This is a genomic window from Achromobacter sp. NPDC008082, from assembly GCF_042957345.1.
GTDB lineage: Bacteria > Pseudomonadota > Gammaproteobacteria > Burkholderiales > Burkholderiaceae_B > Achromobacter > Achromobacter kerstersii_A.
This window is the reverse complement of record NZ_JBIBIB010000001.1, coordinates 619260-645323: the sequence shown is the minus strand read 5'-3', so window position 1 is coordinate 645323 and position 26064 is coordinate 619260. Positions and strand designations below refer to the sequence as shown.

Genomic DNA, 26064 nt, shown 5'->3' with positions numbered 1-26064 from the left:
TGATATGCACATTACGTTGAACGGCGACGCGCGCGAATTTCCGTTGGACACCACGGTGATCGAACTGCTGCAAACGCTGGGGTATGCGGGCAAGCGCGTGGCCGTGGAACGCAACGGCGAGATCGTGCCAAAAAGCCAGCACGAGCAGACCACGCTGACGGATGGCGACCAGATAGAAATCGTCGTGGCGGTGGGCGGAGGCTGATTGCACTGACGATTGCGCGGCGAGTGTGCGCCGCAAATACGCCGCAAATACCCGCTGCAAACACGAAGGGCCGCTGATTCAGCGGCCCTTTGCTTATGCATTTTCAGCAGCGTTCATGACGCACGGCACCATGTGCACGATGGGGATTGCGGCGCGCGCCCGACGCGCCCTGCAAAGTGACGAGCAATGTTGCGTAGTCTGGCAAGCGACTAGCAACCTGTTACACGTTAACCCCTCGTCTCGCGGCGTTTACGCGAGTAATAATCGTTGCTGCTGGCGTCGTACGTTGTCGTGTTGTTGTTCTAACGTTGCACATCGCCCCACGGGGCAAGGAGGCATCATGAACACCGCGGTCATCATCAACCTTCTCATCCAGCTTGTCGCAGGCGCAGCCGCCGGCAACGGATTGGGAAAAATGCTCCAGCAGTTCAACCTGGGTCCGTTGGGCAACACCATCGCCGGCGCGATTGGTGGCTTGGCGGGCGGCTCATGGCTGGCGCCCATGATCACGGCCGGCGCGGGGGCCGCGGCAACGGCAGGCAATGCAGGATTGGATCTTTCAGCGATTGCGGGGGACGTGGTGGGTGGCGGCATCGGTGGCGCCGTGCTGACCTTGATCGTCGGGATCGTACGCAAGATGTTCGTGGGCCGCGCGCCCTGAAGACAATCGTTTTCTCACCGCTACATCGATAAAGGAAACACTATGGGTCTGCTCAATTTCATCAAGGACGTAGGGGAAAAACTCTTCGGCGCCAGCGAGGCCAAGGCCGCGACCGCAGACGAGTTGAAGAAAGAGCTGGATAAGCACGGCCTGAACGCGGATGGCCTGCAAATTACGGTGGACGGCGACAAGGTAACGGTGGCCGGCGAGGCGCTAAGCACCGAAGCCGCCGAGAAGATTTCCCTGGCGCTTGGCAACACCGTCGGCGTTGCCGCGGTGGATAACCAGTTGAAGGTGAAGCAGGCCACGCCCGAAGCCAAGATGTACACGGTGCAAAAGGGCGACAACCTGTGGAAGATCGCCGAAGCGCAATACGGCAAAGGCCAGGGCGCGAAGAACACGCTGATCTTTGAAGCCAACAAGCCGATGCTGACCAGCCCCGACAAGATCTACCCGGGCCAGGTCCTGCGCATTCCGCCGCTGTCGTAAGCGGCAACCAAACCCAAACAACCCGGAGAACACCCATGCGTTTTCCGGATTGTGTCGCGGCGCGGCGCCCCCTGCCTGCCGCGATTGCTTGGCCAGACGCAATGTCTGGCCATTTTTTTGGCAGGAAGCGCACAGAGTGCGCGCGCCGTGGGGGCCCTATTACTTCATGCCGAAGCGGCCCAATCCCTTCATGCCGCCCATGGCGCGCATCATCTTTGCCATGCCGCCCTTCTTCATCTGCTTCATCATGCCTTGCATCTGCTCGAACTGAGCCAGCAGGCGGTTGACCTCTTGCACCGGCACGCCGGAGCCCGTTGCAATGCGGCGCTTGCGCGAGGCCTTGATGAGTTCGGGCTTGGCGCGTTCGGCGGCCGTCATGGAATTCAGGATGCCTTCCGTGCGGCGCAACTGCTTTTCCGCCTGGCCGCCTTGCAGCTGGCCCGCAGCCTGCTGGAACTGAGCCGGCAGCTTTTCAAGCAGCGAACCCATGTCGCCCAGCTTCTTCACCTGGCCGAGCTGGTCGCGGAAATCGTTCAGGTCGAACTTGTTGCCCGACTTGATCTTCGCCGCCAGCTTCTGCGCTTCGGCGATGTCGATATTCTTTTGCGCCTGTTCAACAAGCGAAACGATATCGCCCATGCCCAGCACGCGCTGCGCCATGCGGTCGGGGTAGAAGGGCTCAAGGCCGTCCAGCTTTTCCGACACGCCGACAAACTTCAGCGGTTTGCCAGTGACGTGGCGCACGGACAGGGCCGCGCCGCCGCGGGCGTCGCCGTCCAGCTTGGTCAGTACAACGCCCGTCAGCGGCAGCGCGTCCGCGAAGGCGCGCGCGGTGTTGACCGCATCCTGGCCCTGCATGGCGTCCACGACAAACAGCGTTTCTACCGGCTTGACCAGATCATGCAGCGCGCGGATTTCGCGCATCATGGCCTCGTCAATGCCCAAGCGGCCGGCCGTATCCAGGATCAGCACGTCGTAGTGATGACGGCGGGCATGGTCCACCGCGCCGCGCGCGATGTCTTCGGGCTTCTGGCTGGGGTCTGACGGCAGGAAGTCGACGCCGACCTGTGCGGCCACGCTCTTCAATTGGTCAATAGCGGCCGGGCGATACACGTCGGCGGACACCACCAGCACTTTCTTCTTGCCGGTCTTGCGGCCGTGCTGTGTGTGCTGGCCTTCGGACAGCCAGCGGGCGAGCTTACCGGTGGTGGTGGTTTTACCGGCGCCTTGCAGGCCGGCCATCAGGATGACCGCTGGCGGTTGCACCGCCAGCGACAATTCGTTGGAATCGGCGCCGAGATCGCCGCCCATCAGGGCAGTCAGTTCCTTGTGGACGACGCCGACCAGGGCTTGGCCCGGGCTAAGGCTGGCGGCCACTTCTTCGCCCAGCGCCTTTTCCTTTACGCGGGCGACGAATTCACGCACGACGGGCAGCGCCACGTCGGCTTCCAGCAGCGCCATGCGCACTTCGCGCAGCATCTCCTGGGTGTTGGCCTCGGTCAGGCGGGCTTCACCGCGCAGCGTCTTGACGACGCGCGAAAGGCGTTGAGTTAGGTTATCGAGCATGAGAGGCGTTTCCGCTTAAACTAGTTGATTGAACGGTGGCCGCAGGCGCGGATTCTGCGCTTTCGGGTGACATGCACCCCAAGGCCCCATCCAGACAACGGTTTCTATGTCACTAGGCATTGTATTTCACACAGCGGCTGCCTTGGCGTACGCAGTGCTCGGGGGGTCACTTTGGGTCCGCCTGGCCGGCGCCGGGGAAGTGGAGCAGACGGGCAAAATCGCCCGTCTGTGCCTGCTGGGAGCCCTGGTTCTCCATGGAATCGGGCTGCAACAATCGATGCTGGGCGCCCAGCATCTGTTCATTGGGTGGGCACTTGCCCTGTCCGCTGCCATCTGGCTGGGCATGGTGGTGTTCTGGCTGGAGAGCCTGCTGGTGCGCATTGACGGCCTGCAATTGCTGCTGTTGCCTGCCGCCGCCATCGCCAGCGCGCTGGCCGCCGTGTTTCCACAGGGGCAATTCGTGCCCCACGCCAATGACGCCTGGCTGCGCGTGCACCTGCTGATCGCCCTTGCCGCCTATGGCCTCATCACCATCGCCGCCCTGCACGCCATGATGATGGCGCTACTTGACCGCCACCTGCACCGGCCGCTGGACGCCCCCGCCCAGCGCAGCATCATCGGCCGCGTGCTGGACTCTCAGCCGCCGCTGCTGGTGCAAGAGCAACTGCTGTTCCGTATTATCTGGATCGGTTTCATCGTGCTGACATTGGCGGTGGGCTCGGGGTCGGTTGCGTCGATGAAGCTGACGGGCAAGATCCTGCCGTTTGACCACAAAACCGTTTTCACCCTGCTGTCGTGGCTGACGTTCGGCGTGCTGCTGGTGGGCCGCCACATCCGGGGATGGCGTGGCCGCGTGGCGCTGCGCTGGACGCTGACGGGTTTTGGTTTTCTGATTCTGGCCTATACCGGCAGCCGGTTCGTGCTGGAAATGATTCTGCATCGAGGCTGACGTGGGCAAGTTGTTGTTCTGGGTGGTTCTGATCATCGCGGTGCTGTTCGTCGCCCGCATTGCCGCCCGCATGGCGGCGGCTCGGCAAGCAGGCGAGCCACCCAAGGCCCGCCGTAGCGCGCCTGCCCCGGCCGCGCCCGAGTCCATGGTGCGATGCGCCCACTGCGGCATCCACCTGCCGCGCTCCGAAGCGGTGCTGCAAAACGGGCTGACCTGGTGCAGCACCGAGCACGCGGCCTTGGGCAAAAAGTAAGTCCCCACTCCAGATTTGGGAGGCAGCGGGGACCACGGCATAATGCCTGCTGGATTCACCACGCATGTTCTCCCCCATGGCTCTGCTTCTGGATCGACATGGCTGGCTGGCGCCCGCCCCCGGCGTTACCCTTATGCCCTCGCCCAACCGCGACGCGCGTCCTGCTGGCGCGCAAGTGTCGCTCTTGGTGCTGCACAACATCAGCCTGCCCCCCGGGCAGTTTGGCGGCCCCGAAGTGGCCGGGCTGTTTCTGAACACGCTGGACTATTCCTCGGACCCCTGGCTGGAACGGCTGCGCGGCTTGCGCGTGTCGGCGCACTTCTTTATCCGCCGCGATGGGCGCATCATCCAGTTCGTATCCACCGACCAGCGCGCCTGGCATGCTGGCGTGTCGCGCTTTGGCGGCCGCGAACGCTGCAATGATTTTTCCATCGGCATCGAACTCGAAGGCACGGATACCCTGGCCTATGCCGACGAACAGTACGTGGCGCTGCGCAAGCTGACGCCGGTGCTGCGCGCACGTTATCCCCTGGCTGCGGCCTGGGGGCACGAACACATTGCCCCGGGCCGCAAGACCGACCCCGGGCCCGCTTTCAACTGGACGCGTTTTTCGCGCGACAGTGGCTTTGCGCGGCGGCAATTGCCGCCCGCCTGACATGACTCAAGGACTGGATATGTTGAAGATCTGGGGACGCCTGACTTCCGTCAACGTGCAGAAAGTGATGCTGGCCGTGCGCGAATTGGCCCTGCCGCACACCTTTACGCCGGCTGGCGGGCCGTTCGGCGTGGTCGACACGCCGGAATTCGCCAAGCTCAATCCCAACCGCACCGTGCCCGTCATCGACGATGGCGGCTTTGTGCTGTGGGAATCCAACGCCATCGTGCGTTACCTGGCCGCGCGCTACGGCGCGGGCACGCTGTGGCCGGAAGATGCGTGCATGCGCGCGGATGCCGACCGCTGGATGGATTGGCAGGCAACCGAATGGCAAGGCGCCATGGGGCCCGCGTTTCTGGGGCTGATCCGCACGCCGCAAGACAAGCGCGATCATGCCGCGATTGAAAATTCGATCAAGCGTTCGAACGCCCGCGCTCTGATCCTGGATCAGGCGCTGCAAGGCCGCGAGTTCATTGCTGGCCGCCATCTGACGATGGGCGACATTGCGCTGGTTTGCTCCGCCCACCGCTGGCTGGCCCTGCCGATGGAACGCCCCGACACGCCGGCGCTGTCCGCCTGGTATCGCCGCGTGATGATGCGCCCCGCCCCGCAGGGCGTGCTGACCTTGCCGCTGGAATAACTCAGCCGCGGTCGACCTTCCAGCCCATCTCCGCCGAAATGCCCGCCGCCGCGCCCTGCACGACGGCGACCATTTCGCGCATCCGCTCCAGCGACATATACGGCACGGTGCTGGACACGCTGATCGCCGCCACGATACCGCTGGACGCATCGCGCACCGGCGCGGCTACGCAGCGGATCGACGGCTCGTTGTCTTCCAGATCAAACGCATAGCCTTGCGCCGCGTACTCGCGCATGCGGTCGCGGAACGCTTCCCAGGTCTGCTGCCCGCCCGGCGCACGCGACGACACCGGCGCGCCTATCCGATGCAGCGCCTTCCATTGCGGCTCTTCGGTATCCAGCAATAGCGCCTTGCCCACGCCGGTGGCGGCCAGCGGCATGCGGTGGCCCACGCGCGAACGCATCTCCAGGCCCTTCTTGCCGGGGATCTTCTCCAGATACAACACTTCGTCGTTGTCGCGCACAGCCAGGTGAATGGTGTCGCCCGTCAGTTCCGCCAGGCTGTCCAGATAGGGGCGCGCCAAGGTCGCCATCGGAAAGGCTTCACGCGCCTGAAAACCCAGCTCGATCAGCTTCGGCCCCAACACATAACCCACGCCGGGCAAGGCGCGCAGATAGCGCTCTTGCACCAGGCAGCTGGCCAAGCGGTGGGTGGTGCTGCGCGCCACGCCAATGCGCGCGCAGATTTCCTTCAAGTCGCGCGCCCCGTCGGCCACGGCTTGCACCACGGCCAGCCCGCGCATCAACGTTTGCGTGCCAGCGGGCGCGGCGGCATCGGGGTCTAGAGACGGGGGGCTGGCGGCAGGGAGGATGGCGGTCATGAAACAAGGCTATGCAGCAAAAACGAAGGAGGACAACGAAGAACAACAACGAAGGACAACAACGAAGGCAAGCATAGCCGGGCGCCGGGATGCCGGGCGCCAGGGGCAACTTCCGAGTGGCATAAGCCCGGCCTTTCTTCCCTATATGTGGGATTAAATTCTATATTTTGAGATTTTTCAAGCGCTGATCTAGAATTTTTCGCAACGCGCGCCCGACGCATTTCTTGCGCCCGGCGCGCCTCAGACAACAAGGCCTGCCATGCCCTCCCGCCCACACCTGCCCTCAGGCGCTTAGGGAAACGGGCATTGCAGCCAGAGACGAGACAGATCAGATGACTACCGGATCGCCTGCCCGCGCGGCGCTTATCGCGCTGGATTGGGGCACCTCATCGTTGCGCGCGTACCGCTTGGACGCCACCGGCCGCACGCTGGACACCCGCCACTTGCCCTGGGGCATCATGCGCCTGCCGCAGCCCTTGCAAGATGGCGCGGCGAGCACGGCGTCGTCGGGCGCGTCATCGGGCTTTGAATTGGCCTTCGAACAAGCCTGCGGCGATTGGCTGCGCGCCGAACCCGCCCTGCCCGTTATCGCCTGCGGCATGGTCGGCAGCGCGCAGGGCTGGAAGGAAGCGGCCTACCTGGACGTGCCGGTCGACCTGGAACGCATTGGCACCTTGCTGACCGTGGTCGAACGCGCGGGCGCCGGCCCCAACGCCACCCCGCTGCACATCGTGCCCGGCCTGATCCAGCGCCACGGCCTGCCCAACGTGATGCGCGGCGAAGAAACCCAAGTGTTCGGCGTGATGTTCGACCAGCCTGGCGCAGCCCACACCCACCCCGCCGACAGCGTGCTGATCGGCCTGCCCGGCACGCATTCCAAATGGGTCAACGCGCGCCGCGGCCGCGTCACGCACTTCGACACCTTCATGACCGGCGAGGTCTACGCCGCCTTGCGCGGCCACACCATCCTGGGCCGCACGATGCGCGACGCGCCCGCCGCCGACATGGCGGCTTTTGAGCGCGGCGTAAAAGTGGCCGGCGCCCCGGCCGGCCGCGCCGGTGTGCTGTCCACTATCTTCAGCACGCGCGCGCTTGGCCTGACGGGCGAACTGGCCGGGGAATCCCAAGCGGATTATTTGTCGGGCCTGCTGATTGGCCACGAAATCGCGGCGCTTGCCGACATGCTGCGCCAGCAGGGCGAACTGCCCCGCATCGTGCTTTGCGGCGAACCGGCGCTGTGCCAGCGCTACATCCTGGCGATGCAGCACTACGGCCTGGGCACGCCCGAGCAAGCACAGAACGCCACCGAGCGCGGCCTATGGCACCTGGCCGTCTGCGCCGGGCTGATCACGCCAGATACCCACGTGCCGGCATCGGCTTCTGAATCGCGGGCTGAATCGCCTTCTGGATCGCCTTCTGAATCGCCTTCCGCTTCGGCTTCGGCTTCGACATCCTCTTCCGCATCCGTCTAGGAACCTCACATGAACCATACCGGTCTGCAAACCGCCATGGCCCAATGCGGCCTGATCGCCATCCTGCGCGGCATCAAGCCCACGGAAGCCGAGGCCATCGGCCACGCGCTCTACGAAGCAGGCTTTCGCCTGATTGAAGTGCCGCTGAATTCGCCGGACCCCTTGGACAGCATCCGCGCCATGCGCGCCGCACTGCCCATCGACTGCCTGATCGGCGCCGGCACCGTGCTGAACCCCGATGACTGCGCCCGCATCCAGGACGCGGGCGGTGAACTGATTGTGATGCCGCACAGCGACCCCGCCGTGATCCGCGCCGCAAAAGCGCTGGGCATGGCGTCCTGCCCCGGCGTCGCCACGCCCACCGAAGCCTTCGCCGCGCTTGCCGCCGGCGCCGACGTGCTGAAGATGTTCCCCGCCGAACAACTAGGCCCCGTCGTGTTGAAGGCCTGGCGCGCCGTGATGCGCCCGCCGATTGCGCTGGTGCCCGTGGGCGGCATCACGCCCGACAACATTTCCGTTTACGCCCAAGCGGGCGCCAGCGGCTTCGGCCTGGGCTCCGCTTTGTACAAACCCGGCCTGTCGGCCATCGAAGTCGGCCAGAACGCGCGCGCATTCGTCGCGGCCTGGCAACGCGCCTATTCCGTCCAGGAGACTCAAGCATGAAGATCACCAAGCTCACTACCTACATCGTGCCGCCCCGGTGGTGCTTCCTGAAAATCGAAACGGACGAAGGTATCGTCGGCTGGGGTGAACCCGTCGTCGAAGGCCGCGCCCACTCGGTCGCCGCCGCCGTTGAGGAACTGTCTGACTACCTGATCGGCAAAGACCCGCGCAACATCGAAGACCACTGGACGGTGCTGTACCGCGGCGGCTTCTATCGTGGCGGCGCCATCCACATGAGCGCGCTGGCCGGCATCGACCAGGCGCTGTGGGATATCAAGGGCAAGCATCTGGGCGTGCCGGTGTCGCAGCTGTTGGGCGGCAACGTGCGCGACCGCATCCGCGTGTATTCGTGGATTGGCGGCGACCGCCCGGCCGACACCGCGGCCGCCGCCAAGAGCGCCGTCGACCGTGGCTTTACCGCCGTGAAGATGAACGGCACCGAAGAGCTGCAATACATCGATTCCTTCGACAAGGTCGAGAAGTGCCTGGAGAACGTGGCTGCGGTTCGCGACGCCGTCGGCCCCAACGTGGGCATCGGCGTGGACTTCCACGGCCGCGTCCACAAGCCCATGGCCAAGGTGCTGATGAAAGAGCTGGACCCGTTCAAGCTGATGTTCATCGAAGAGCCCGTACTAAGCGAACACTACGAAGCGTTGAAGGAACTGGCGCCGCTGACGTCCACGCCCATCGCGCTGGGCGAACGCCTGTTCTCGCGCTGGGACTTCAAGCGCGTGCTGTCCGAAGGCTACGTCGACATCATCCAGCCCGACCCCTCACACGCGGGCGGCATCACCGAAACCCGCAAGATCGCGGCGATGGCCGAAGCGTATGACGTGGCGCTGGCGCTGCATTGCCCGCTGGGCCCGATTGCGCTGGCCACCTGCTTGCAGATCGACGCCGGCTGCTACAACGCGTTCATCCAGGAACAAAGCCTGGGCATCCATTACAACGCCGCCAACGACCTGCTGGACTACGTCAGCAACCGCGAAGTCTTCAAGTACGAAGACGGCATGGTCGCGATTCCCCAAGGCCCCGGCCTGGGCATCGAGGTCAACGAGGAATACGTCAAGGAACGCGCCGCCGTGGGGCACCGCTGGCGCAACCCGATCTGGCGTCACGCCGACGGCAGCTTCGCCGAGTGGTAAGCCGATAAAAGAGAGAGGAGACCCCCTTGTCCACCGCCACCCACCCGGGCCTGCAAGCCGCCCAGCGGCCCACGCGCAGCCGCTACATCATCATGGTGATGTTGTTCATCACCGTCGTCATCAACTACCTGGACCGCAGCAACCTGTCCATCGCCGCACCCGCCTTAAAGGACGAGTTCGGCCTGGACACCTGGCATGAAGGTTTGATTTTGTCGGCCTTCGGCTGGACCTACGCCGCGATGCAAATCCCCGGCGGCTGGCTGGTCGACCGCGTGTCGCCCCGCGTGCTGTACGCCGCCGCGCTGATCCTGTGGTCAGCGGCCACGTTCTTCATGGGCTTTGCCGGCAGCTTCGTGATTCTGTTCGTGCTGCGCCTGGCCGTCGGCGCGCTGGAAGCGCCCGCCTACCCGATCAACAACCGCGTCGTCACGACCTGGTTCCCGGAAAAGGAACGCGCCACCGCCATCGGCTTCTACACGTCGGGCCAGTTCGTCGGCCTGGCGTTTCTGACGCCGGTGCTGGCCTGGCTGCAACACCACTACGGCTGGCACATGGTGTTTGTCAGCACCGGCTTGCTGGGCATCGTGTGGGGCGTGCTGTGGTACCTGATCTACCGTGAACCGCGCCAGTTCAAAGGCGCAAACGCGGCGGAGATTGAACTGATCCAGCAAGGCGGTGGCGTCGTCGATCTGGACCGCAGCGTCAAAGCGAAAAAAGCGCCTTTCAACTGGAATGATCTGGGGCTGGTGATGTCCAAGCGCAAGCTGTGGGGCGTGTACCTGGGCCAATTCTGCCTGACGTCCACGCTGTGGTTCTTCCTGACCTGGTTCCCGACCTACCTGGTGAAGTACCGCGGCATGGACTTCATCAAGTCCGGCTTCCTGGCCTCGGTGCCGTTCCTGGCGGCGTTTATCGGCGTGCTGTGCTCGGGCGTGCTGTCCGACTTCCTGATCCGCCGCGGCGCTTCCATCGGCCTGGCGCGCAAGCTGCCCATCATCCTGGGCCTCTTGATTTCCACATCGATGATCGGCGCCAACTTCACCGATTCCACGCCATGGGTCATCTTCTTCCTGGCCGTCGCGTTCTTTGGCAATGGCCTGGCGTCGATCACATGGTCGCTGGTGTCCACGCTTGCGCCCGTGCGCCTCTTGGGCCTGACGGGCGGCGTGTTCAACTTCGTCGGCAACCTGTCATCGATCTGCACCCCGATCGTGATCGGCCTGCTGGTATCCAAAGACAGCTTCGCCCCCGCGATCGTGTACGTGTCGTCCCTGGCCTTGCTGGGCGCGCTGTCGTACATCCTGCTGGTGGGCAAGGTGGAGCGGATCGAGGCTTGATGCCGGGCAAGTGAAACCCCCGCCACAACAAAAAGGCCGCGCTACCTAGCGCGGCCTTTTTCTACTACTACCCCAATCAGCACCCCTGCACGGCCAGCTTCCGGCGGCGCACATTGCCTGCCCGTTGCACCAGCACCAGCGCCAACCCCGCCGTAGCAATCACGGCGCCGGCAATTGGCACGGCCGCGTAACCCATGCCCGCCGAGATCACCGCGCCACCCGCTGCGGCGCCTACGGCGTTGCCCAGGTTGAACGCCCCCACGTTCACCGACGACGCCAGCCCCGGCGCATCGGTCGCAGCCCGCATCACGCCCATTTGCAGGGGCGGCACCACCGCAAAGGTCGCGACACCGAAGATCAGCAGCGAGATTGCCGCGCCGATTTGCGTGGATGCGATCCACGGGAACGCCAGCAGGTCGATGATGACGATCACCAGGAACGTGATCAGCGTGCCGTCCAGCGAGCGGTCAGCCATGCGGCCCCCCACGCCGTTGCCCAGCGTGAAACCCAGCCCGATCAGCACCAGCATGCCGGTAATGAAGGCGGGCGATGCGCCGGTGATGTCCGCCAGCGTCGGCGCAATGTAGGTGTACAGCGTGAACATGGCGCCCGCGCCCAGCACCGTCGTCAACAATGCCAACAGCACGACGGGGCTTTTCAGCACGGCCAGCTCATGGCGCACATTGGGACGGCGCCCGGCTTCACCCGCCGGCAGCGCGAACCACAAGGACAGCATCGCAATCAGGCCCAGCACCGCCGTCGCGGCAAACGACATGCGCCAGCCGATCACCTGCCCCAGCCACGTGGCGGCCGGCACGCCGCCCACGTTGGCGATGGTCAGGCCCATGAACATCGTCGCCACCGCGCTTGCCTGTTTGTGGCGCGGCACCACGCTGGCCGCCACGAGCGACCCCAAGCCGAAGAACGCGCCGTGGTTCAAGCTTGTGACCAGACGCGCCAGCAGCAGCGTCGTGTAGTTGGGCGACAGCGCGGACAGCACGTTGCCGATGGTGAAAATCGCCATCAGCAGAATCAGCGCCTTGCGCCGCGACCAGCGCGAGAACGCCAGCGTCATCAGCGGCGCGCCCACCATCACACCTATCGCGTACGCGCTGATCAGCATGCCGGCGCTGGGAATGGACACGTCCACGCCCTCGGCAATGACGGGTAACAGGCCCATGGGAGAAAACTCGGTCACGCCGATGCCAAACGCACCGACGGCGAGCGCCAACAACGGCAGGCCGGCTTTCACCGGTTGAGTATCTTGCGGATTCATGCAGGTTCCTTGGGTTCGACGGCGCCGGCAGGATGTTCCTGGGGCGTTGCCGGCCAGAATGGCGGGCGCATCGGGGAGACAGGGTTGCAGTATGACGGCAGCACCTTTGCGGAAAAAGCCGTCTGACAGCCAAACACTTTTGACTTGGAGTCACGAATCAGCGGCATGGCGCATCCGTCCCCAACACCAGTCCCACCCGCGCATCCCAACCCCCGCAACCCAACCCGCACCTCCCCTGCGACGGCCGCCCTGCCGGCCCCGTATGACAGGCGGCTACGTCAGCCCCAGCAAGCGCTCCGTCTCGCGCGCCAAGCCCACCAGCCGCGGCCCCAGATCGGCCGCGCGCGCACGGTACGGGCCGTCACCCGACGGCACGCCGCAGTTGAACACGTACAACAGCGATTGATACGGCCGGCACAAGGGCGCTGCAAAACCGTACGCATCCGGACGCCACTGCACGTTGTTGCCGCAGTACCCCTTCTGCGCCAGATCGCGGCTGGCCGGCTCCAGGCTAGGGAAATGTTCCGCGTAGTGACGGGGATCGGCCACGCGCAGCTGATTCAAGACGGCCGCCCGCTCGGCCTCTGGCGCGCGGCACAGCCAGGCCTTGCCGGCCGCGCTGGATAACAGCGGCAACGCCGCGCCGATGTCGGGGCGGGTCTGCAAGGCGTCGTTGGACCGTGCCGTTTCCACGTAGACCATTTGCAGCCGGTCGCGCACCACCAGCGACACCGCACCGCACGCATGATCCGCCAGCTGCTTCATCAGCGGCCGCGCCAGTTGGCGGATCTGCATGCTGGCAAGCAAGGGGTAGCTCAGCGCCAGCACCGAAGCGCCCAGCCGGTAGCGCGCGGGCGGCCCCGAACGCAGCAGAAAGCCCAGTTCGACCAGCGTATGCGTCAAGCGCGCTACGGCGCTTTTGGACAAGCCCGTTTGCTCGGCAAAATCTTTATTGGCGAGTTCGGGCCGGTCTGCCCGGAAGCAGGCCAGGATATCGATGCCATGCGCCAGCGTGGTGGCGAAATCGCGCTCGCCGGACGGGGCGCGGGGCGGCGAAGATTCAAGCGGCATCCTGGCGCTCCAGCATTCTCTCCACGCGCGCAACCAGGGTGAGCAGCCGCGGCGCAATTCGATGACGCAGCTCGCCCGTGCGCAACCGCCGCACCGGCACGCCGCAGTTGAACACGAACACCTGGCCATCGACGCGCCGGCGCATCGGCACGGCCACCGCATGCACGTCGGCGTGCCATTCGCCTTCGGCGACGCAGTAGCCATGCTCGGCATAGTCGCGGCGCGCCTGTTCCCAGCCGGCCGCATGGCGCTGCCACGCCGCCGGGTCCGCCGCGCGCAACGATGCGATCAGCGCGTCCACCTCGGCGGGGCCGGCCTGCGCCAGCCACGCCCGGCCCATGGCGCTGGCCAGCAGCGGCAACATGGCGCCGATGTCTGGCCGAAACGCCACGGCGTCATGGCCCCGGCACGTTTCCACATACACCATGTGCGCGCCGTGATGCATGCCCAGCGACGCTGAACCGCCCGCCGCATTCGCCAGCCGCGTCATCAACGGGCGCGCCAGCTGCCGCAGCTTGATGCTGGCCAGCAAGGGGTAACTCAATGACAGCAGCGCGGTGCCCAGCCGGTAGCGGCGCAGGCTGGCGTCGTAGCGCAGCAGGCCACGCTGCACCAGCGTGTCGGTCAGCCGCGAGATCGTGGCTTTGGACAGGCCCGTGCGCTCGGCCAGTTCGCGATTGCTGAGCGCGGGCTCGCCGTGCCGGAAGGTCTGCAATACCGACAGGCCGTGCGCCAGCGTCGTGGCGAAAGCAGGATCAGGATGGCGGCTGCCTGGTGGCGTGGTCATGGCGACGATCATAGAGCAACGCCGCCTGCCCACCGCATTTATCCGTTCAAGATATCGAAACACTTGTCTCGCATTCGGCGCCGCTTTGCTAGCCTGGATTCCCAGTCGATGCGGGTCGGATTTGCCTTCCCCGGCGGCTATGACATCTAGAAAAAATGGAGACACCTCATGATCCGGGACCCCGACGGCTACCCCGCCTTTCTCGATTCGCTGCGCCGCTTCGTCCGCGAACAGCTGGTCCCGCGCGAAGCCGAAGTGGCGCGTCTGGACGCGGTGCCGGATGACTTGGTGCGCGCCATGGCCGGGCAAGGCATGTTCGGCTATTCCATCCCCGAGGCCTACGGCGGCGCAGGCATGAGCACGGAAGAATTGATCCGCGCAGCGATCGAACTTTCACAATGCTCGGTGGCGTTTCGCGCACGGGTGGGCACCAACACGGGCATCGGCTCCGAAGCGCTGGTGGCCGATGGCACCGAATCGCAAAAGGAACGCTATCTGCCCCGCCTGGCCTCGGGCGAACTGACCGGCTGCTTCGCCTTGACCGAACCGAAAGCGGGTTCAGATGCCACCGCCTTGCGCACGACCGCGGTGCGCGACGGCGACAGCTATGTCTTGAATGGTGAAAAGTGCTTCATCACCAACGCTCCGCTTGCGGGCCTGTTCACCGTCATGGCCCGCACCGACCCCGACGCGCCCGGCGCCAAGGGCATTTCCGCCTTCATCGTTGAACGCGGCACGCCGGGCCTGTCCACCGGCAAGCCCTACGACAAGATGGGCCAGGCGGGCTCACCCGTGTCGTCCGTGCATTTCGACAACTGCCGCGTGCCGGCCGCCAACCTGATCGGCGGCCAGGAAGGCATGGGCTTCAAGACCGCCATGAAGGTGCTGAACAAGCAACGCATCCACTTGGCCGCGTTGTGCATCGGCCCCGCCATTCGCATGCTGGACGACACCATGCGCTTCGTCGCAGAGCGTGAACAGTTCGGCAAACCCTTGATGGACTTCCAGTTGATTCAGGCAATGCTGGCCGACTGCCAGACAGAAATTCAAGCCGCGTTGGCGCTGGTCTTGCAAACGGCGCGCGAACGCGATGCCGGCCAGGACGTGACGCTAAACGCGTCGATCTGCAAATACTTCGCGTCGGAAATGTGCGGCCGGGTGGCAGACCGCTGCGTGCAGATGCATGGCGGCTATGGCTACATCGCCGAGCAAGGCATCGAACGCTTCTATCGCGACGTGCGCCTGTTCCGCCTGTATGAAGGCACCAGCCAGATTCATCAATTGACCATCGCCCGCCACACGCTGGCGCAGGCAGGCTACACGCCCAGCCGTTAGGCCTGGACGACACCCCGGGGACCGCAGCCACAAGAAGCCGGCGGCCCTTCAACCAAAGGAGACTGACATGCTGCACAAGCACCTGCCGAAGTGGATTGGCGCCCTGGCCGCCGCGTTTGCCTGCGCCGCGCTGCCGCCCCAGGCCGCGGCCGCCTACCCCGACAAGCCGATCCGGCTGATCATTCCGTTTGCCCCGGGCGGGTCCACCGACATCCTGGGCCGCTTGCTGGCCGAGGCCTTGCACCCCATCTTGGGGCAGCCCGTCATCGTGGAAAACAAGCCGGGCGCGGGCGGCAACATCGGCGGTGACTTCGTTGCGCGCGCCGCGCCCGACGGCTACACGCTGCTGCTGGCGGCAGCCGGGCCGACGGTCATCAACCCCAGCCTGTACGCCAACATGCCGTTCAACCCGGCCAAGGACTTGACCGCCATCACCTGCATCGAACGCGAACACAACCTGATGGTCGTGACGAAATCGATGCCCGTGAAAACGCTACAGGAATTTCTGGCCTACGCACGCAGCCACCCGGGCAAGCTGTCTTTCGGTTCGCCCGGCAATGGCTCGCCTGCACAACTGGCCGGCGAATTGCTCAAGCAAAAGGCCGGCCTGCAAGCCGAGCACGTGCCGTACAAAGGCACCGGCCCCGCCATTACGGACCTGGTCGCGGGCCATATTGATTTCATGATCGACAACATGCCGGCGCTGTTGCCGCAAGTCAAAGCAGGCAGCCTGCGCGCGCTGGCGGTGCCTAGCGATGCGCGCGCCACGGCTTCGCCGGACATTCCCACGTTCAGCGAAGCGGGTATGCCCGGCTTCGAAGTGATGGCTTGGAAAGGGCTGATGTCGCCCGCCAACACGCCGCCTGCCGTGGTCGACCGGCTGCATGCCGCCGTCGTCAAAGCATTGCAAGACCCGCAGCTGCGCGCACGTTTCCAGGAACTGGGCGCCGAACCCTTGGGCAGCTCGCCCGCGGAATTCGCCAAACAGATCGCGGATGAAACCGTGTGGTGGGGCAAGCTGGTGCAATCCACCGGCACCCGCGTCCAGTAATGCGCGCATCGTCAAACAAGGCTCACATGACTGCCCATCATCCCGACGACGACGCCATTGCGGACCTGTGCGAACGCGTGCGCCGCTTCGTCGATGACGTCGCCATTCCCGCCGAGTCCCCAGCCATCGCCCGCGACGTCAACGCGCTGGACGCCTGCGTGGCGCGCTTGCGTATCCAAGCGCGCGAAGCCGGCTTGTATGCGCCGCAGTTGCCCGTGGAATGGGGCGGGCTGGGGTTGGGCTGGCGCGCGTTGGCTCAGGTGCTGGAAGCCGCCGGGCGCGGCTTTCTGGGGCCGGCCGCACTGAACTGCGCCGCGCCCGATCAGCCCAACATGCTGACGTTGCTGCGCTTAGGCACGCCCGCCCAGCAAGAAAGATATCTGCGGCCCCTGGTGCGCGCCGAACAACGCGCCTGCTTCGCGATGACCGAACCCGCGCCCGGGGCCGGTTCCGACCCGTCCATGCTGCGCACCCGCGCCACGCAACACGGCCAGCGTTGGGTGCTGAATGGTCACAAGCAATTCATCAGCGGCGGCGTGGGCGCGGACTTTGCGCTGGTGCTGGCGCAGACCGGCGTCGGCGCCACGCTGTTCATCGTGCCTGCCGACACCCCTGGCTACCGCGTCGTGCGCGACATCGGCATGGTCACCGGGTATCAAATCGGCGGCCACGCCGAGATTGAACTGGATGGCTGCGAAGTCGGCCTCGACGCCGTGCTGGGCGAACCCGGGCGCGGCCTGGAATACGCGCAGCTGCGGTTGGAGCCCGCGCGGCTATCGCACTGCATGCGCTACATCGGCCGCGCCCGCCGCGCCTTGGAAACCGCACAAGCGTATGTGGCCCAGCGCGAATCCTTCGGCGCGCGGCTGGCTGACCTGCAACAAATTCAGGCGATGGTGGCCGATTCGCACATTGATCTGCATGCCAGCCGGCTGATGACGCTGGATTGCGCAAGCCGCATGGATGCGGGCTTATCGGTCAAGCAGCACAGCGCGATGACCAAAGTGTTCGTGTCCGAAGCCGTGAACCGCGTGGCCGATCGCGCGGTGCAGATGATGGGCGCGGTGGGGCTGTCGGACGACACGCCCGTCGCCATGATCTGGCAGGAAATGCGCCCGTTCCGCATCTACGACGGCGCCAACGAACTGCATCGCGCCACGCTGGCGCGGCGGTTTCTTAAGCACGCCTGACCTCTTTGGAGCGGTGATGTCTGATCTTCAATTCAAAGCCTATCGCCTGCATGGCGGCGCCGATGGCGCGCCTCCGCAAGGCCGTTTCGACACCTTGTCCATCGACGAATTATCCGCAGGCGACACCGTGATCAAAGTCGCGTACGCCGGCCTGAACTACAAAGACGCGCTGGCCCAAGCGGGGCGCGGCAACATCGTCCGTGCGTACCCCCGCATCGGCGGCATCGACTTAAGCGGCACCGTGCTGCGCTCCGCCGCCCCCGCGCTTGCGCCCGGGCAGCATGTGGTGGTGCACGGCTTTGGCATCGGCGTGGATGCCGATGGCGGCTATGCGGAATACGCGCGCGTGCCGCATGAGTGGGTGCTGCCCTTGCCTGCCGGCATCAGCCTGCGCGACGCCGCCGTGCTGGGCGCTGCGGGCTACACGGCCGCGCTGTCCTTGCATTGGATGGAGCACTGCGGGCTGGCCCCTGATCAGGGCGACGTGCTGGTCACGGGCGCGACGGGCGGCGTGGCGGGCATCGCCATCGACATCCTGACCCAACGCGGCTACCGCGTCTGCGCCATGTCCGGCAAGCCCGGCGCCGAAGATTATCTGCGCTCGTTGGGCGCGGCCGAGGTCATCGCCCCGCCCGATTTTTCTGCTCCGAATTTGTCTGCTCCGACGTTGTCTGCTCCGCTCAAGCCGCTGATGCGCGCGCGCTGGGCCGGTGTCATCGACTCCGTGGGCGGCAGCCTGCTTGCCCATGCGCTGGCCAGCCTGCGTCCGGATGGCGTGGCCGCCGCCTTCGGCAATGCGGGCGGCGCGGAACTGCCCACCACGGTCATTCCCTTCATTCTGCGCGGGGTGAAGCTGTTGGGCATCAACGCCAACAGCCCGATGCCGCTGCGCCGCGCGCTATGGCAAAAACTCGCGGGCGATTACCGACCGTCGCGGCTGGACCTTATTGCCCGTGTCATCGAACCGCAGGATCTGCCGCAAGCGCTAAGCGCCCTGCTTGAACGCGGCAGCACCGGCCGCAGCGTCGTGAGGTTTTCCTGATTCACTTGCGCTGACGCACTGCTGCCGCTTCGCTTTTGCTAAACCTTTTCCGCCCAGACCATGACCACGCCTTCTGACGCCTCTTTGTCCCGCCTGTTCAACCCCGGCAGCATCGCCGTGGTGGGCGCTTCCGCCACGCCAGGCAAGATCGGCGCAATGCCCGTCAGCCTGCTGCGCCAGCACGGCTATGACGGCCGCATCCTGCCCATCAACCCACGCGCCGATGTCATCCAAGGCTTGCCTGCCGCGCCCGACCTGGCCGCGCTGGACGGCGACGTCGATCTGGTCATCCTGGCCGTGCCTGCGGCGCACGCCGCCCAGGCGCTGGAACGCGCGCGGCCCGGACAAGTGGGCGGCGCAGTCGTCTTCACATCGGGCTTCTCGGAAACAGGCGCGTCCGGCGTGCACATGCAGGAACAGTTGTGCGCCATCGCGCGCGAACGCGGCATCCGCTTGCTCGGCCCCAACTGCCTGGGCTTCATGAATGTGCGGCGCAACGTCTACGCCACGTTTTCCCCCGCCCCCGCCAATGGCGCCGTGGCCGCGGGCGGCATCGGCATGGTGTCGCAAAGCGGCGCGTTCGGCGCCTACGCCTATTGCATGGCGCGCGACCGCGGCCTGGGCCTGTCGCATTGGATCAGCACCGGCAACGAGGCCGACATCGACGTGGCCGATTGCATCGAATGGCTGGCGCGCGACGCCGACACCCGCGTCATCATGGCGTACATGGAAGGCTGCCGCGACGGCGCCAAGCTGCGCCGCGCACTGGCCGCCGCGCGCGACGCCGGCAAACCCGTCGTCGTGACGAAGATCGGCCGTACGCAGGCCGGCGCGCAAGCGGCCGCTTCGCACACCGCAGCACTCGCTGGCGACGACGCCGTCTACGACGCGCTCTTTCGCCAATACGGCGCGCTGCGCGCCCGAACCATCGAGGAATTTTTCAACCTGGGATATGCGTTGGATACCTGGAAGCAGCGTCCACAGGGCAAGCGCCTGGGTATTTTCACGATCTCGGGCGGCGTCGGCGCGCTGATGGCGGACGACGCCGAAGACGCCGGCTTGTCGCTGCCCGAACCCGACGCCTTGGCGCAAGCGCGGCTGCTGGAGCGCGTGCCGTTCGCCGGGCCGCGAAACCCTATCGATGTCACTGGCCAGGTGGTATCCGAACCCGGCCTGCTGCTGGCCACCGCCGACGACATGCTGGCCGATGGCCGCTACGACGCGCTGGCCGTGTTCCTGGCAGCGGCGGGGTCATCAGACGCCTTGTGGCCCACGTTCGAAACCTTCGCCCGCGAAATGCGCAGCCGCCATCCCGACGTGCCGCTCGCCATCTGCGCCCTGTTCCCGCCCGACCGCCGCCGCGAACTCGAACGCCTGGGCACGCTGGTGTTCGTCGACCCCAGCGCCGCAATACGGACCATCGGCGCGGTGGCGAATCTGGCCGACACGCGCGTAGCGGGCCACACGGTCGCAGCCCCTTCGGACGCCGCCCTTGCCGCCCCATCCCCCACAACAATCTTCGACACCTACAACGAAGTAGAAGCGATGGAGGTCCTGCGCCTGGCGGGCATTCCCGTGCCAGACTGCACGCTTGCCGCCGACGCCGACACCGCCGTCGCCGCCGCGGCGCGCGCATCAGGCCCCGTGGTTTTGAAAGTGGTCTCGCCAGACATCCTGCACAAAAGCGATGTCGGCGGCGTGAAGCTGAACCTGTCCGGTGAAGACGCGGTGCGGCGCGGCCACGCGGCCATCCTGGACAGCGTGCATTCCCACCGCCCCGATGCCCGCATCGACGGCGTGCTGGTCGCCCCCATGGCGCCCAAGGGCGTGGAGTGCATCGTGGGCGTGCATGGCGACCCGGTCTTCGGCCCCGTCGTCATGTTCGGCCTGGGCGGCGTGTTCGTCGAAGTATTGAAAGACGTCAGCTTCCGCCTGGCCCCCTTTGACCGCACCCAAGCCATGGCGATGATCCGCGAAATCAAGGGCTATGCGCTGCTGCAAGGCGCACGCGGTACGCCCCCTTGCGACATCGGCGCGCTTGCCGATGCGCTGGCCGCGCTATCGCAATTCGCGCACGCGCATCGCGATGATTTCAGTTCGATAGAAATCAACCCGCTGCTGGCGCTGCCCGACGGCCAGGGCGCGCTGGCGTTAGACGCCGTGCTTATTCCCAACGCTGCGCGTGCTTGCGGGCGTTCGTCCTGATCCAGTTGCCCAGCCGTTCGATCAGCGATCGTTCGGTGCCGGCGGCGGCCTGCGCCAGCAGTGCCGCCTGCACTTGATCCAATGCGGCGGGCAACGCCGTCATCAATGCTCGCGTAACCGTCAAAACATAACGGGGATGGAAACCCAGGTCTGTCGCCATCGCCTCGATCTGGCCGCGCGCGATGCGGCCCGGCAGCCTCTCGCCGCCAATCGACAACGCAAACTTACGCGACAGCCCGGGATACATCGCCGTGCACATCAAGTCATAGAACGGCGCCAGCCGATACCTTCCGTCGGGCAATTGCAGCACCGACAGATTCTTTGCGTGACTATCGTTGTTGCCCACGCACAGATTAAAAATCACCCACTGCAAAAAGCGCTTCAGGTCCGCTGCCCCAACGCTCACCTGTTTGAGCAAGCGAAGGCAGTCAAGCAACGACGGGCCACCATCCGCTTCGTACTTCACATCAGATGGCTTGCCCGCCAATTGGCACAAGTCCAGTTGATGCAAGCGCTGCAAGCCGCCTTGGCCATCCGGCACGCGGTCATAGCGTTTGATCAGGCAGGCCCGCGTATCGGACTGATAATGAGCCTCTGCCACGCCCAAGCCGAGTTGGGCTGCCAATTGCATCACCAAGGTTTCATTCAACGCCGACGCCCATACTCCCTTCAATCCCCCGATATCCGGCTTCAGGATATGGGATGACGGTGCGGAGCCTGCGGGTATCGCGGGCGATCCGTCAGCCAGAACCGTCAACAACAACTTGTCTTGCGCGCCAGCCAAAGAGATACGCGCGCCTTCTGCATTCTCGGCAACCAGCGCTGGCGTGGCGGCGTCCTTCAGCCGTGCGGCAACAGCTTGCCAAGTCGTGGCGCGGTAATGCGGTGGCGCGGGGCGCTCGCCCTGCGACAGAATCGTCAAGCCACTCGCGGTGTCGCCCCCCACGCTGCGCAATAGCCCGAACACGGTCGTCGCATGTCGGCTGATTTGCAGGAACTTGCGAATATGCCCTTCTGGCAGCAGGTTTTCGAAGAAGGCATGCACGGCATCGCTTGCGTGATCACCGCTTGCGAGTGGGATCGCAGGTGAAATCGTACGTGCGTCTGGCAGACTCAACCAGGATTCGTCATACACGAACCGAAGCGGCCGCTCGTCAAACAAGCGGCCCACTTTCCGCTCTGCTTGATACAGATCCAAGGCGCCCATCGTCATGACAGCCTCGGGCGTTTCGGCACCACCTGAACTTCCAGGCCGAGCAGGTCCAACATGTCCAGCACCTTCTGCAATTGCAGCGTCGGCTTGCCGCGTTCGAGTTCGCCGACAAAGCGGTTGCCAGTGCCTGACAAACCGGCCAGATCGGTTTGCAGCAGCCCCTGGGCGCGGCGCACTTCCTTGACCAGTTCGCCGAGCTCGGCGGCCGTGTGGATGGACACGGGAGACGAAAAGCTCACAGGCTCAGTAGACATCGTGGCGCTCCAAAATTACCGTTCGGGAATTTTAGGGCGTTTGAGGGGCGAAATCCATTAAAAATTACCGATCGGTATTTTTATACGCTAAAGAGGGTTCTCCGGAGAAAAACTTACCGATCGGGAATATTCCATCTCCCAGCCCCGCCGACCCCAAAAAAAAGGGTGCCCTCTCAGGCACCCTTCCCTTTAAACCCCTGCCGCTTACTTCAGCAACAAGGCATTCAAGCGCTTCACGAACGCGGCCGGGTCGGCGATTTGCGCGCCTTCGGCCAGCAGGGCCTGGTCCAGCAGCAGGCGCGCCCACTGGTCGAACTCGCTGTCATCCGCCGCGCGGATGCGGGCCAGCAGCGGGTGTTCCGGGTTGATTTCCAGCACCGGCTTCACGTTGGGCGCTTCCTGGCCGGCGGCCTTCAGCATGCGCAGCAGGTGCGGGCTGAGTTCGTTCTGGCCCACCACCACGCACGCCGGCGAATCCACCAGACGCAGCGTGACGCGCACTTCCTTGACCTGCTCTTCCAGCGTCTTTTGCAGGCGTTCGACCAGCGGCTTGAAGTCTTCAGCCACTTCGGCCTGATGCTTCTTTTCTTCTTCGTCGGCCAGTTCGGCCAAGTCCAGGCCACCCTTGGCCACCGACACCAGCGACTTGCCGTCGAATTCGCGCAGGTAGGACAGCATCCATTCGTCCACGCGGTCAGACAGCAGCAGCACTTCGATGCCCTTCTTGCGGAAGATTTCCAGATGCGGGCTGTTGCTGGCCGCGGCGAACGTGTCGGCCGTGACGTAGTAGATCTTGTCCTGGCCTTCCTTCATGCGCGACACGTAGTCGGCGAACGACACCGTCTGCGCCTGGTCGCCTGACTGCGTGGACGCAAAGCGCATCAGCTTGGCGATGCGTTCCAGATTGGCCGAATCTTCGCCCGCGCCTTCCTTCAGCACCTGGCCGAATTCCGACCAGAACGTGGCGTAATCTTCCGGCTTGTTTTCCGCCAGGTCTTCCAAGAGCGACAGGATGCGCTTGGCCGAGCCTTCGCGAATCGCGCGCACATCGCGGCTTTCCTGCAAGATTTCGCGCGACACGTTCAACGGCAGGTCGGCCGAATCGATCACGCCGCGCACAAAACGCAGGTACGACGGCAGCAGCTGGTCGGCGTCGTCCATGATGAACACGCGCTTCACATACAGCTTCACGCCATGACGGCCGTCGCGGTCCCACATGTCCATGGGCGCGTGCTTGGGCACATACAGCAGCTGCGTGTATTCGCTGCGGCCTTCGACGCGGTTATGCGTCCAGGCGAGCGGGTCGTCGTAGTCGTGCGAGACGGTCTTGTAGAACTCGCGGTACTGCTCGTCCGTGACGTCAGACTTGCTGCGGGCCCACAGGGCGCTGGCCTGGTTCACCGTTTCCAGTTCTTCGGTCTTGACCTGCTCGCCCTTCTCTTGGTCCCACTCTTCCTTGGCCATGCGGATCGGCAAGGAGATGTGGTCGGAATAGCGGCGCAGAATCTCGCGCAGCTTCCAGCCGTTCAAGAGGTCGTCTTCGTCGGCGCGCAGGTGCAGCGTCACGTCGGTGCCGCGCGTGGCCTTCTCGGCGGCGGCAATCGTGAACTCGCCCTGGCCGTCGGATTCCCACTGGATGGCGTCAGTGGCGCCAGCGCGGCGGCTCACCACCGTGACCTTGTCCGCCACGATGAACGACGAATAAAAGCCCACGCCAAACTGGCCGATCAGCTGCGCGTCTTTTTGCTTGTCGCCCGTCAGCTGCGAGAAGAATTCCCGCGTGCCGGAGCGCGCGATCGTGCCCAGATTCGCCACGGCTTCTTCACGCGACAGGCCGATGCCGTTGTCGGAAATCGTGATCGTGCGGGCGGCCTTGTCATAGCTGACCGTAATGGCCAGTTCGCCATTGCCTTCCAGCAACTCGGGCTGGTCGATGGCTTCAAAGCGCAGCTTGTCGCAAGCGTCCGATGCGTTCGACACCAGCTCGCGCAGGAAAATTTCCTTGTTGCTGTACAGCGAATGGATCATCAGGTGCAGCAGTTGCTTCACCTCGGCCTGGAACCCCAGGGTTTCGGACGTGGAAGACGTGGCGGTTTGGCTCATAGTTTTACGAGAAGGTCGAAAAAATTAGGGACGAATATCAGGAACAAATATCAGGGACAAACAATGGCGCAATGCCCGGGCGCAACGGCGCTTGCAGTTGCGCTTGCAGTTGCGCTTGCAGTCGCACTACCCGGCAGCCGGGAAACCCTACTGTAGTGGGGGCTATCGCGCACTTTTCAAGGGTTCCTCAAAACAGTGACAGAAAGCCGCGATACCGGGTCTTAGCCTCAAGCAGCTCCTGGCCCGCAGGCGCCTGAAGCTTTCCGCTGCGAATCAGCTTGCGGATATCGTCCATTCTGATGTCCAGCGTCTGCTGCGACCGCAACAGAAAATCTGCCGTCGCGCAGTCCATAATCCGATAGATGGGGCTGGACACCAATTGGTTGTTGCCCGTTTCATCAAAATAATAAAGCCGCTCACCGTTCTGCCAGACCGAGCCGAAGCGGTGATAAACGTCACCCCGTTTTTTCCACTCGCCCGCGGGCGGGTCGTTCAGCCGCATGATCAGCGTAGACCGGGAAATCAAGCCGCCCCCGCCGCCCCGCGACGAACCCCACGACTCTTCCCCCTTTAGATACAGCACCTGCTTGCCATCCGTGTATACAAACGGAGACATCGCCGTAAACCGCCCGGACGCAAACGGATCATCGCCTGCCCGCTCCATGCGCCGCTTTTGGTTGTTGAAGAAATAAATGCCGTCCTTGCCGGCAAACAGCACCTGATAGATATGCTCGCCGCGCTCGCTCAAGAGCCGGTACGGCGCATGCGCCGCATCAAAGGGCTGCGCGCCCACGTAAACCATGCCGTCGCGCGGGTCGTGCAAATAGGCTTCGCGGTCCAGATCGCCCACCTTGAAGGTATTGAGCGCCGGATCATCCGACAGCGGCAGCATCGTGTCATGAAAATACACGCGCTGCCCATCCGCAAAGAAATCATCGCTGGTCTGCTTGCGGCTATCCCGCGTAGCCGGCAAACGCCGCAACGTCGCCGGCTGCGCCTGCGGCATCTCGCGGCCTTCGTAAAAAACACGCGACCCATCCGTTGCCAAATCCCGATCCAGCAACGCCCGATAGGGTTGTGAGCTGGCGGGCAAGGCGGTGAACGGATGCAGATAGGTTTGCGGCTTGGGGCCGTGTCCGGTTCTGAACAGAAGGGTCTGCCAGACCTCGCGCACCGCGCCCAGCTCGCGATTGATCGTGGTGAACAGCGCGCAGTAATACGTGGCGCCGCCGTCGCTGAAATAACTATTGCCCAGAAACTGCGTCGACGCGGGTTTCAGGCCCGGCAAGATCAGATTGCCGCAATAGACATGGCGGCTATCCCTGGCGGCCTGGCGGCCATCATAGGTGGGCGTGTCAAATGCCTTGAAACTGGCCGGGTCGGCCTCATCCATCCGGTAATAGCCATTGCTGGGCACGGCGGCGTAAATCGCGCCTTCATAACGCTTGTAGATGCTGCCCTGATACGATTCCCCGTTATCCGCGGCGGCGTAATCATCGTTGTCCAGCACCAGCAACAACAGGGTCATCGGCAAACCGGCGATAACCAAGGCCAAGATAATTCCGATCCATCTCGTGCGATTCAGCATTGGGCGTTTTTGAATTCCCCGTGGCGGCCCAAAATTCTAGCAAGCCCATGCCGCCATTGCCGGCGGCAATGACTCCCCAGGCAAACCCAGGCCT

General features: G+C 64.6%; 25 protein-coding genes. 16 read left to right on the top strand and 9 right to left on the bottom strand.

What is annotated here, in order from left to right; translation table 11 throughout:
* Nucleotides 1-4 precede the first annotated feature (4 nt).
* From thiS to lysM, 3 genes are all read left to right on the top strand, one after another.
* Nucleotides 5-205, top strand: coding sequence for a sulfur carrier protein ThiS (gene thiS, locus ACFZAI_RS02975; protein WP_006222389.1), 201 nt, complete (start codon nucleotides 5-7; stop codon nucleotides 203-205).
* Between the two features lie 340 nt (nucleotides 206-545).
* Nucleotides 546-866, top strand: a complete 321-nt coding sequence (locus ACFZAI_RS02970) for a hypothetical protein (RefSeq protein ID WP_391565505.1) — start codon at nucleotides 546-548, stop codon at nucleotides 864-866.
* A gap of 42 nt (nucleotides 867-908) precedes the next feature.
* Nucleotides 909-1355 carry a peptidoglycan-binding protein LysM gene (lysM, locus tag ACFZAI_RS02965; RefSeq protein WP_054427545.1) on the top strand — a complete coding sequence of 149 codons (447 nt, stop codon included), beginning with the start codon at nucleotides 909-911 and terminating at the stop codon, nucleotides 1353-1355.
* A gap of 159 nt (nucleotides 1356-1514) precedes the next feature.
* Here lysM and ffh read toward each other — a convergent pair whose 3' ends face one another.
* A complete protein-coding gene (gene ffh, locus ACFZAI_RS02960; RefSeq protein ID WP_054427544.1) occupies nucleotides 1515-2921 on the bottom strand; it encodes a signal recognition particle protein in 1407 nt (468 codons plus the stop codon).
* A 106-nt stretch (nucleotides 2922-3027) separates the two neighbouring features.
* On the opposite strand from ffh, the gene ACFZAI_RS02955 reads away from it, so the two are divergent.
* The 4 genes from ACFZAI_RS02955 to ACFZAI_RS02940 all read left to right on the top strand — a co-directional run bounded on the left by ACFZAI_RS02955 (nucleotide 3028) and on the right by ACFZAI_RS02940 (nucleotide 5418).
* On the top strand, nucleotides 3028-3870 hold the full coding sequence (locus ACFZAI_RS02955) for an inner membrane protein YpjD (protein ID WP_391565504.1): 843 nt from the start codon (nucleotides 3028-3030) through the stop codon (nucleotides 3868-3870).
* 1 nt (nucleotide 3871) lies between these two features.
* Nucleotides 3872-4123, top strand: coding sequence for a PP0621 family protein (locus ACFZAI_RS02950; RefSeq protein WP_391565503.1), 252 nt, complete (start codon nucleotides 3872-3874; stop codon nucleotides 4121-4123).
* Nucleotides 4124-4199: 76 nt separating this feature from the next.
* Nucleotides 4200-4778 (top strand): 1,6-anhydro-N-acetylmuramyl-L-alanine amidase AmpD, encoded by a 579-nt coding sequence (gene ampD, locus ACFZAI_RS02945; protein WP_391566253.1) that lies wholly within the window; start codon nucleotides 4200-4202, stop codon nucleotides 4776-4778.
* A gap of 19 nt (nucleotides 4779-4797) precedes the next feature.
* Complete coding sequence (locus tag ACFZAI_RS02940) at nucleotides 4798-5418, top strand: glutathione S-transferase family protein (RefSeq protein ID WP_391565502.1); 621 nt, start codon at nucleotides 4798-4800, stop codon at nucleotides 5416-5418.
* A 1-nt stretch (nucleotide 5419) separates the two neighbouring features.
* Here the strand turns inward: ACFZAI_RS02940 and ACFZAI_RS02935 are convergent, their stop codons facing one another.
* Nucleotides 5420-6238: an IclR family transcriptional regulator gene (locus ACFZAI_RS02935; protein ID WP_391565501.1), complete on the bottom strand. Its 819-nt coding sequence runs from the start codon at nucleotides 6236-6238 to the stop codon at nucleotides 5420-5422.
* Between the two features lie 332 nt (nucleotides 6239-6570).
* On the opposite strand from ACFZAI_RS02935, the gene ACFZAI_RS02930 reads away from it, so the two are divergent.
* From ACFZAI_RS02930 to ACFZAI_RS02915, 4 genes are read left to right on the top strand one after another with little or no spacing between them, the layout of a single operon-like run.
* A complete protein-coding gene (locus tag ACFZAI_RS02930; RefSeq protein ID WP_391565500.1) occupies nucleotides 6571-7710 on the top strand; it encodes a 2-dehydro-3-deoxygalactonokinase in 1140 nt (379 codons plus the stop codon).
* Nucleotides 7711-7719: 9 nt separating this feature from the next.
* Nucleotides 7720-8373, top strand: a complete 654-nt coding sequence (locus ACFZAI_RS02925; protein WP_391565499.1) for a 2-dehydro-3-deoxy-6-phosphogalactonate aldolase — start codon at nucleotides 7720-7722, stop codon at nucleotides 8371-8373.
* On the top strand, nucleotides 8370-9518 hold the full coding sequence (gene dgoD / locus ACFZAI_RS02920) for a galactonate dehydratase (RefSeq protein ID WP_054427537.1): 1149 nt from the start codon (nucleotides 8370-8372) through the stop codon (nucleotides 9516-9518). The genes ACFZAI_RS02925 and dgoD overlap by 4 nt, the downstream gene beginning before the upstream one ends.
* Before the next feature lie 26 nt (nucleotides 9519-9544).
* Nucleotides 9545-10855 (top strand): MFS transporter, encoded by a 1311-nt coding sequence (locus ACFZAI_RS02915; RefSeq protein ID WP_391565498.1) that lies wholly within the window; start codon nucleotides 9545-9547, stop codon nucleotides 10853-10855.
* A 76-nt stretch (nucleotides 10856-10931) separates the two neighbouring features.
* Here ACFZAI_RS02915 and ACFZAI_RS02910 read toward each other — a convergent pair whose 3' ends face one another.
* From ACFZAI_RS02910 to ACFZAI_RS02900, 3 genes are all read right to left on the bottom strand, one after another.
* On the bottom strand, nucleotides 10932-12131 hold the full coding sequence (locus ACFZAI_RS02910) for an MFS transporter (protein WP_391565497.1): 1200 nt from the start codon (nucleotides 12129-12131) through the stop codon (nucleotides 10932-10934).
* Nucleotides 12132-12404: 273 nt separating this feature from the next.
* Complete coding sequence (locus ACFZAI_RS02905) at nucleotides 12405-13202, bottom strand: IclR family transcriptional regulator (RefSeq protein ID WP_391565496.1); 798 nt, start codon at nucleotides 13200-13202, stop codon at nucleotides 12405-12407.
* Nucleotides 13192-13989, bottom strand: a complete 798-nt coding sequence (locus tag ACFZAI_RS02900) for an IclR family transcriptional regulator (protein WP_391565495.1) — start codon at nucleotides 13987-13989, stop codon at nucleotides 13192-13194. Before ACFZAI_RS02900 ends, ACFZAI_RS02905 begins: the two co-directional genes overlap by 11 nt.
* Before the next feature lie 168 nt (nucleotides 13990-14157).
* Here ACFZAI_RS02900 and ACFZAI_RS02895 point away from each other — a divergent pair, with 168 nt between their 5' ends.
* The 5 genes from ACFZAI_RS02895 to ACFZAI_RS02875 all read left to right on the top strand — a co-directional run bounded on the left by ACFZAI_RS02895 (nucleotide 14158) and on the right by ACFZAI_RS02875 (nucleotide 20812).
* On the top strand, nucleotides 14158-15324 hold the full coding sequence (locus ACFZAI_RS02895; RefSeq protein ID WP_391565494.1) for an acyl-CoA dehydrogenase family protein: 1167 nt from the start codon (nucleotides 14158-14160) through the stop codon (nucleotides 15322-15324).
* Between the two features lie 67 nt (nucleotides 15325-15391).
* A complete protein-coding gene (locus ACFZAI_RS02890; RefSeq protein ID WP_391565493.1) occupies nucleotides 15392-16375 on the top strand; it encodes a Bug family tripartite tricarboxylate transporter substrate binding protein in 984 nt (327 codons plus the stop codon).
* A gap of 26 nt (nucleotides 16376-16401) precedes the next feature.
* The gene (locus ACFZAI_RS02885) at nucleotides 16402-17565 is read left to right on the top strand and encodes an acyl-CoA dehydrogenase family protein (RefSeq protein WP_391565492.1); all 1164 of its coding nucleotides are present in this window, start codon (nucleotides 16402-16404) and stop codon (nucleotides 17563-17565) included.
* Nucleotides 17566-17581: 16 nt separating this feature from the next.
* Nucleotides 17582-18607, top strand: a complete 1026-nt coding sequence (locus ACFZAI_RS02880; protein ID WP_391565491.1) for an acryloyl-CoA reductase — start codon at nucleotides 17582-17584, stop codon at nucleotides 18605-18607.
* 60 nt (nucleotides 18608-18667) lie between these two features.
* Nucleotides 18668-20812, top strand: coding sequence for an acetate--CoA ligase family protein (locus tag ACFZAI_RS02875; protein ID WP_391565490.1), 2145 nt, complete (start codon nucleotides 18668-18670; stop codon nucleotides 20810-20812).
* On the opposite strand, the gene ACFZAI_RS02870 is transcribed toward ACFZAI_RS02875, so the two are convergent.
* The 4 genes from ACFZAI_RS02870 to ACFZAI_RS02855 form a co-directional block, all read right to left on the bottom strand.
* Nucleotides 20772-22025 carry a type II toxin-antitoxin system HipA family toxin gene (locus ACFZAI_RS02870; RefSeq protein ID WP_391565489.1) on the bottom strand — a complete coding sequence of 418 codons (1254 nt, stop codon included), beginning with the start codon at nucleotides 22023-22025 and terminating at the stop codon, nucleotides 20772-20774. The genes ACFZAI_RS02875 and ACFZAI_RS02870 overlap by 41 nt on opposite strands.
* A complete protein-coding gene (locus ACFZAI_RS02865) occupies nucleotides 22022-22279 on the bottom strand; it encodes a helix-turn-helix domain-containing protein (RefSeq protein WP_391565488.1) in 258 nt (85 codons plus the stop codon). The genes ACFZAI_RS02870 and ACFZAI_RS02865 overlap by 4 nt, the downstream gene beginning before the upstream one ends.
* Before the next feature lie 204 nt (nucleotides 22280-22483).
* Nucleotides 22484-24382 (bottom strand): molecular chaperone HtpG, encoded by a 1899-nt coding sequence (gene htpG, locus ACFZAI_RS02860; protein ID WP_391565487.1) that lies wholly within the window; start codon nucleotides 24380-24382, stop codon nucleotides 22484-22486.
* Nucleotides 24383-24569: 187 nt separating this feature from the next.
* Complete coding sequence (locus ACFZAI_RS02855) at nucleotides 24570-25937, bottom strand: DKNYY domain-containing protein (RefSeq protein WP_391565486.1); 1368 nt, start codon at nucleotides 25935-25937, stop codon at nucleotides 24570-24572.
* Between the last annotated feature and the right edge of the window lie 127 nt (nucleotides 25938-26064).

Bases quoted from the DNA above. Each gene is read 5' to 3' on its own strand.
- thiS (WP_006222389.1), top strand. From the start codon at position 5: ATGCACATTACGTTGAACGGCGACGCGCGCGAATTTCCGTTGGACACC.
- ACFZAI_RS02905 (WP_391565496.1), bottom strand. From the start codon at position 13,202: ATGCCGCTTGAATCTTCGCCGCCCCGCGCCCCGTCCGGCGAGCGCGAT.
- ACFZAI_RS02895 (WP_391565494.1), top strand. From the start codon at position 14,158: ATGATCCGGGACCCCGACGGCTACCCCGCCTTTCTCGATTCGCTGCGC.
- ACFZAI_RS02890 (WP_391565493.1), top strand. From the start codon at position 15,392: ATGCTGCACAAGCACCTGCCGAAGTGGATTGGCGCCCTGGCCGCCGCG.
- lysM (WP_054427545.1), top strand. From the start codon at position 909: ATGGGTCTGCTCAATTTCATCAAGGACGTAGGGGAAAAACTCTTCGGC.
- ampD (WP_391566253.1), top strand. From the start codon at position 4,200: ATGGCTCTGCTTCTGGATCGACATGGCTGGCTGGCGCCCGCCCCCGGC.
- ACFZAI_RS02880 (WP_391565491.1), top strand. From the start codon at position 17,582: ATGTCTGATCTTCAATTCAAAGCCTATCGCCTGCATGGCGGCGCCGAT.
- ffh (WP_054427544.1), bottom strand. From the start codon at position 2,921: ATGCTCGATAACCTAACTCAACGCCTTTCGCGCGTCGTCAAGACGCTG.
- ACFZAI_RS02900 (WP_391565495.1), bottom strand. From the start codon at position 13,989: ATGACCACGCCACCAGGCAGCCGCCATCCTGATCCTGCTTTCGCCACG.
- dgoD (WP_054427537.1), top strand. From the start codon at position 8,370: ATGAAGATCACCAAGCTCACTACCTACATCGTGCCGCCCCGGTGGTGC.
- ACFZAI_RS02935 (WP_391565501.1), bottom strand. From the start codon at position 6,238: ATGACCGCCATCCTCCCTGCCGCCAGCCCCCCGTCTCTAGACCCCGAT.
- ACFZAI_RS02955 (WP_391565504.1), top strand. From the start codon at position 3,028: ATGTCACTAGGCATTGTATTTCACACAGCGGCTGCCTTGGCGTACGCA.
- ACFZAI_RS02925 (WP_391565499.1), top strand. From the start codon at position 7,720: ATGAACCATACCGGTCTGCAAACCGCCATGGCCCAATGCGGCCTGATC.
- ACFZAI_RS02875 (WP_391565490.1), top strand. From the start codon at position 18,668: ATGACCACGCCTTCTGACGCCTCTTTGTCCCGCCTGTTCAACCCCGGC.
- ACFZAI_RS02885 (WP_391565492.1), top strand. From the start codon at position 16,402: ATGACTGCCCATCATCCCGACGACGACGCCATTGCGGACCTGTGCGAA.
- ACFZAI_RS02930 (WP_391565500.1), top strand. From the start codon at position 6,571: ATGACTACCGGATCGCCTGCCCGCGCGGCGCTTATCGCGCTGGATTGG.
- htpG (WP_391565487.1), bottom strand. From the start codon at position 24,382: ATGAGCCAAACCGCCACGTCTTCCACGTCCGAAACCCTGGGGTTCCAG.
- ACFZAI_RS02970 (WP_391565505.1), top strand. From the start codon at position 546: ATGAACACCGCGGTCATCATCAACCTTCTCATCCAGCTTGTCGCAGGC.
- ACFZAI_RS02940 (WP_391565502.1), top strand. From the start codon at position 4,798: ATGTTGAAGATCTGGGGACGCCTGACTTCCGTCAACGTGCAGAAAGTG.
- ACFZAI_RS02870 (WP_391565489.1), bottom strand. From the start codon at position 22,025: ATGACGATGGGCGCCTTGGATCTGTATCAAGCAGAGCGGAAAGTGGGC.
- ACFZAI_RS02865 (WP_391565488.1), bottom strand. From the start codon at position 22,279: ATGTCTACTGAGCCTGTGAGCTTTTCGTCTCCCGTGTCCATCCACACG.
- ACFZAI_RS02910 (WP_391565497.1), bottom strand. From the start codon at position 12,131: ATGAATCCGCAAGATACTCAACCGGTGAAAGCCGGCCTGCCGTTGTTG.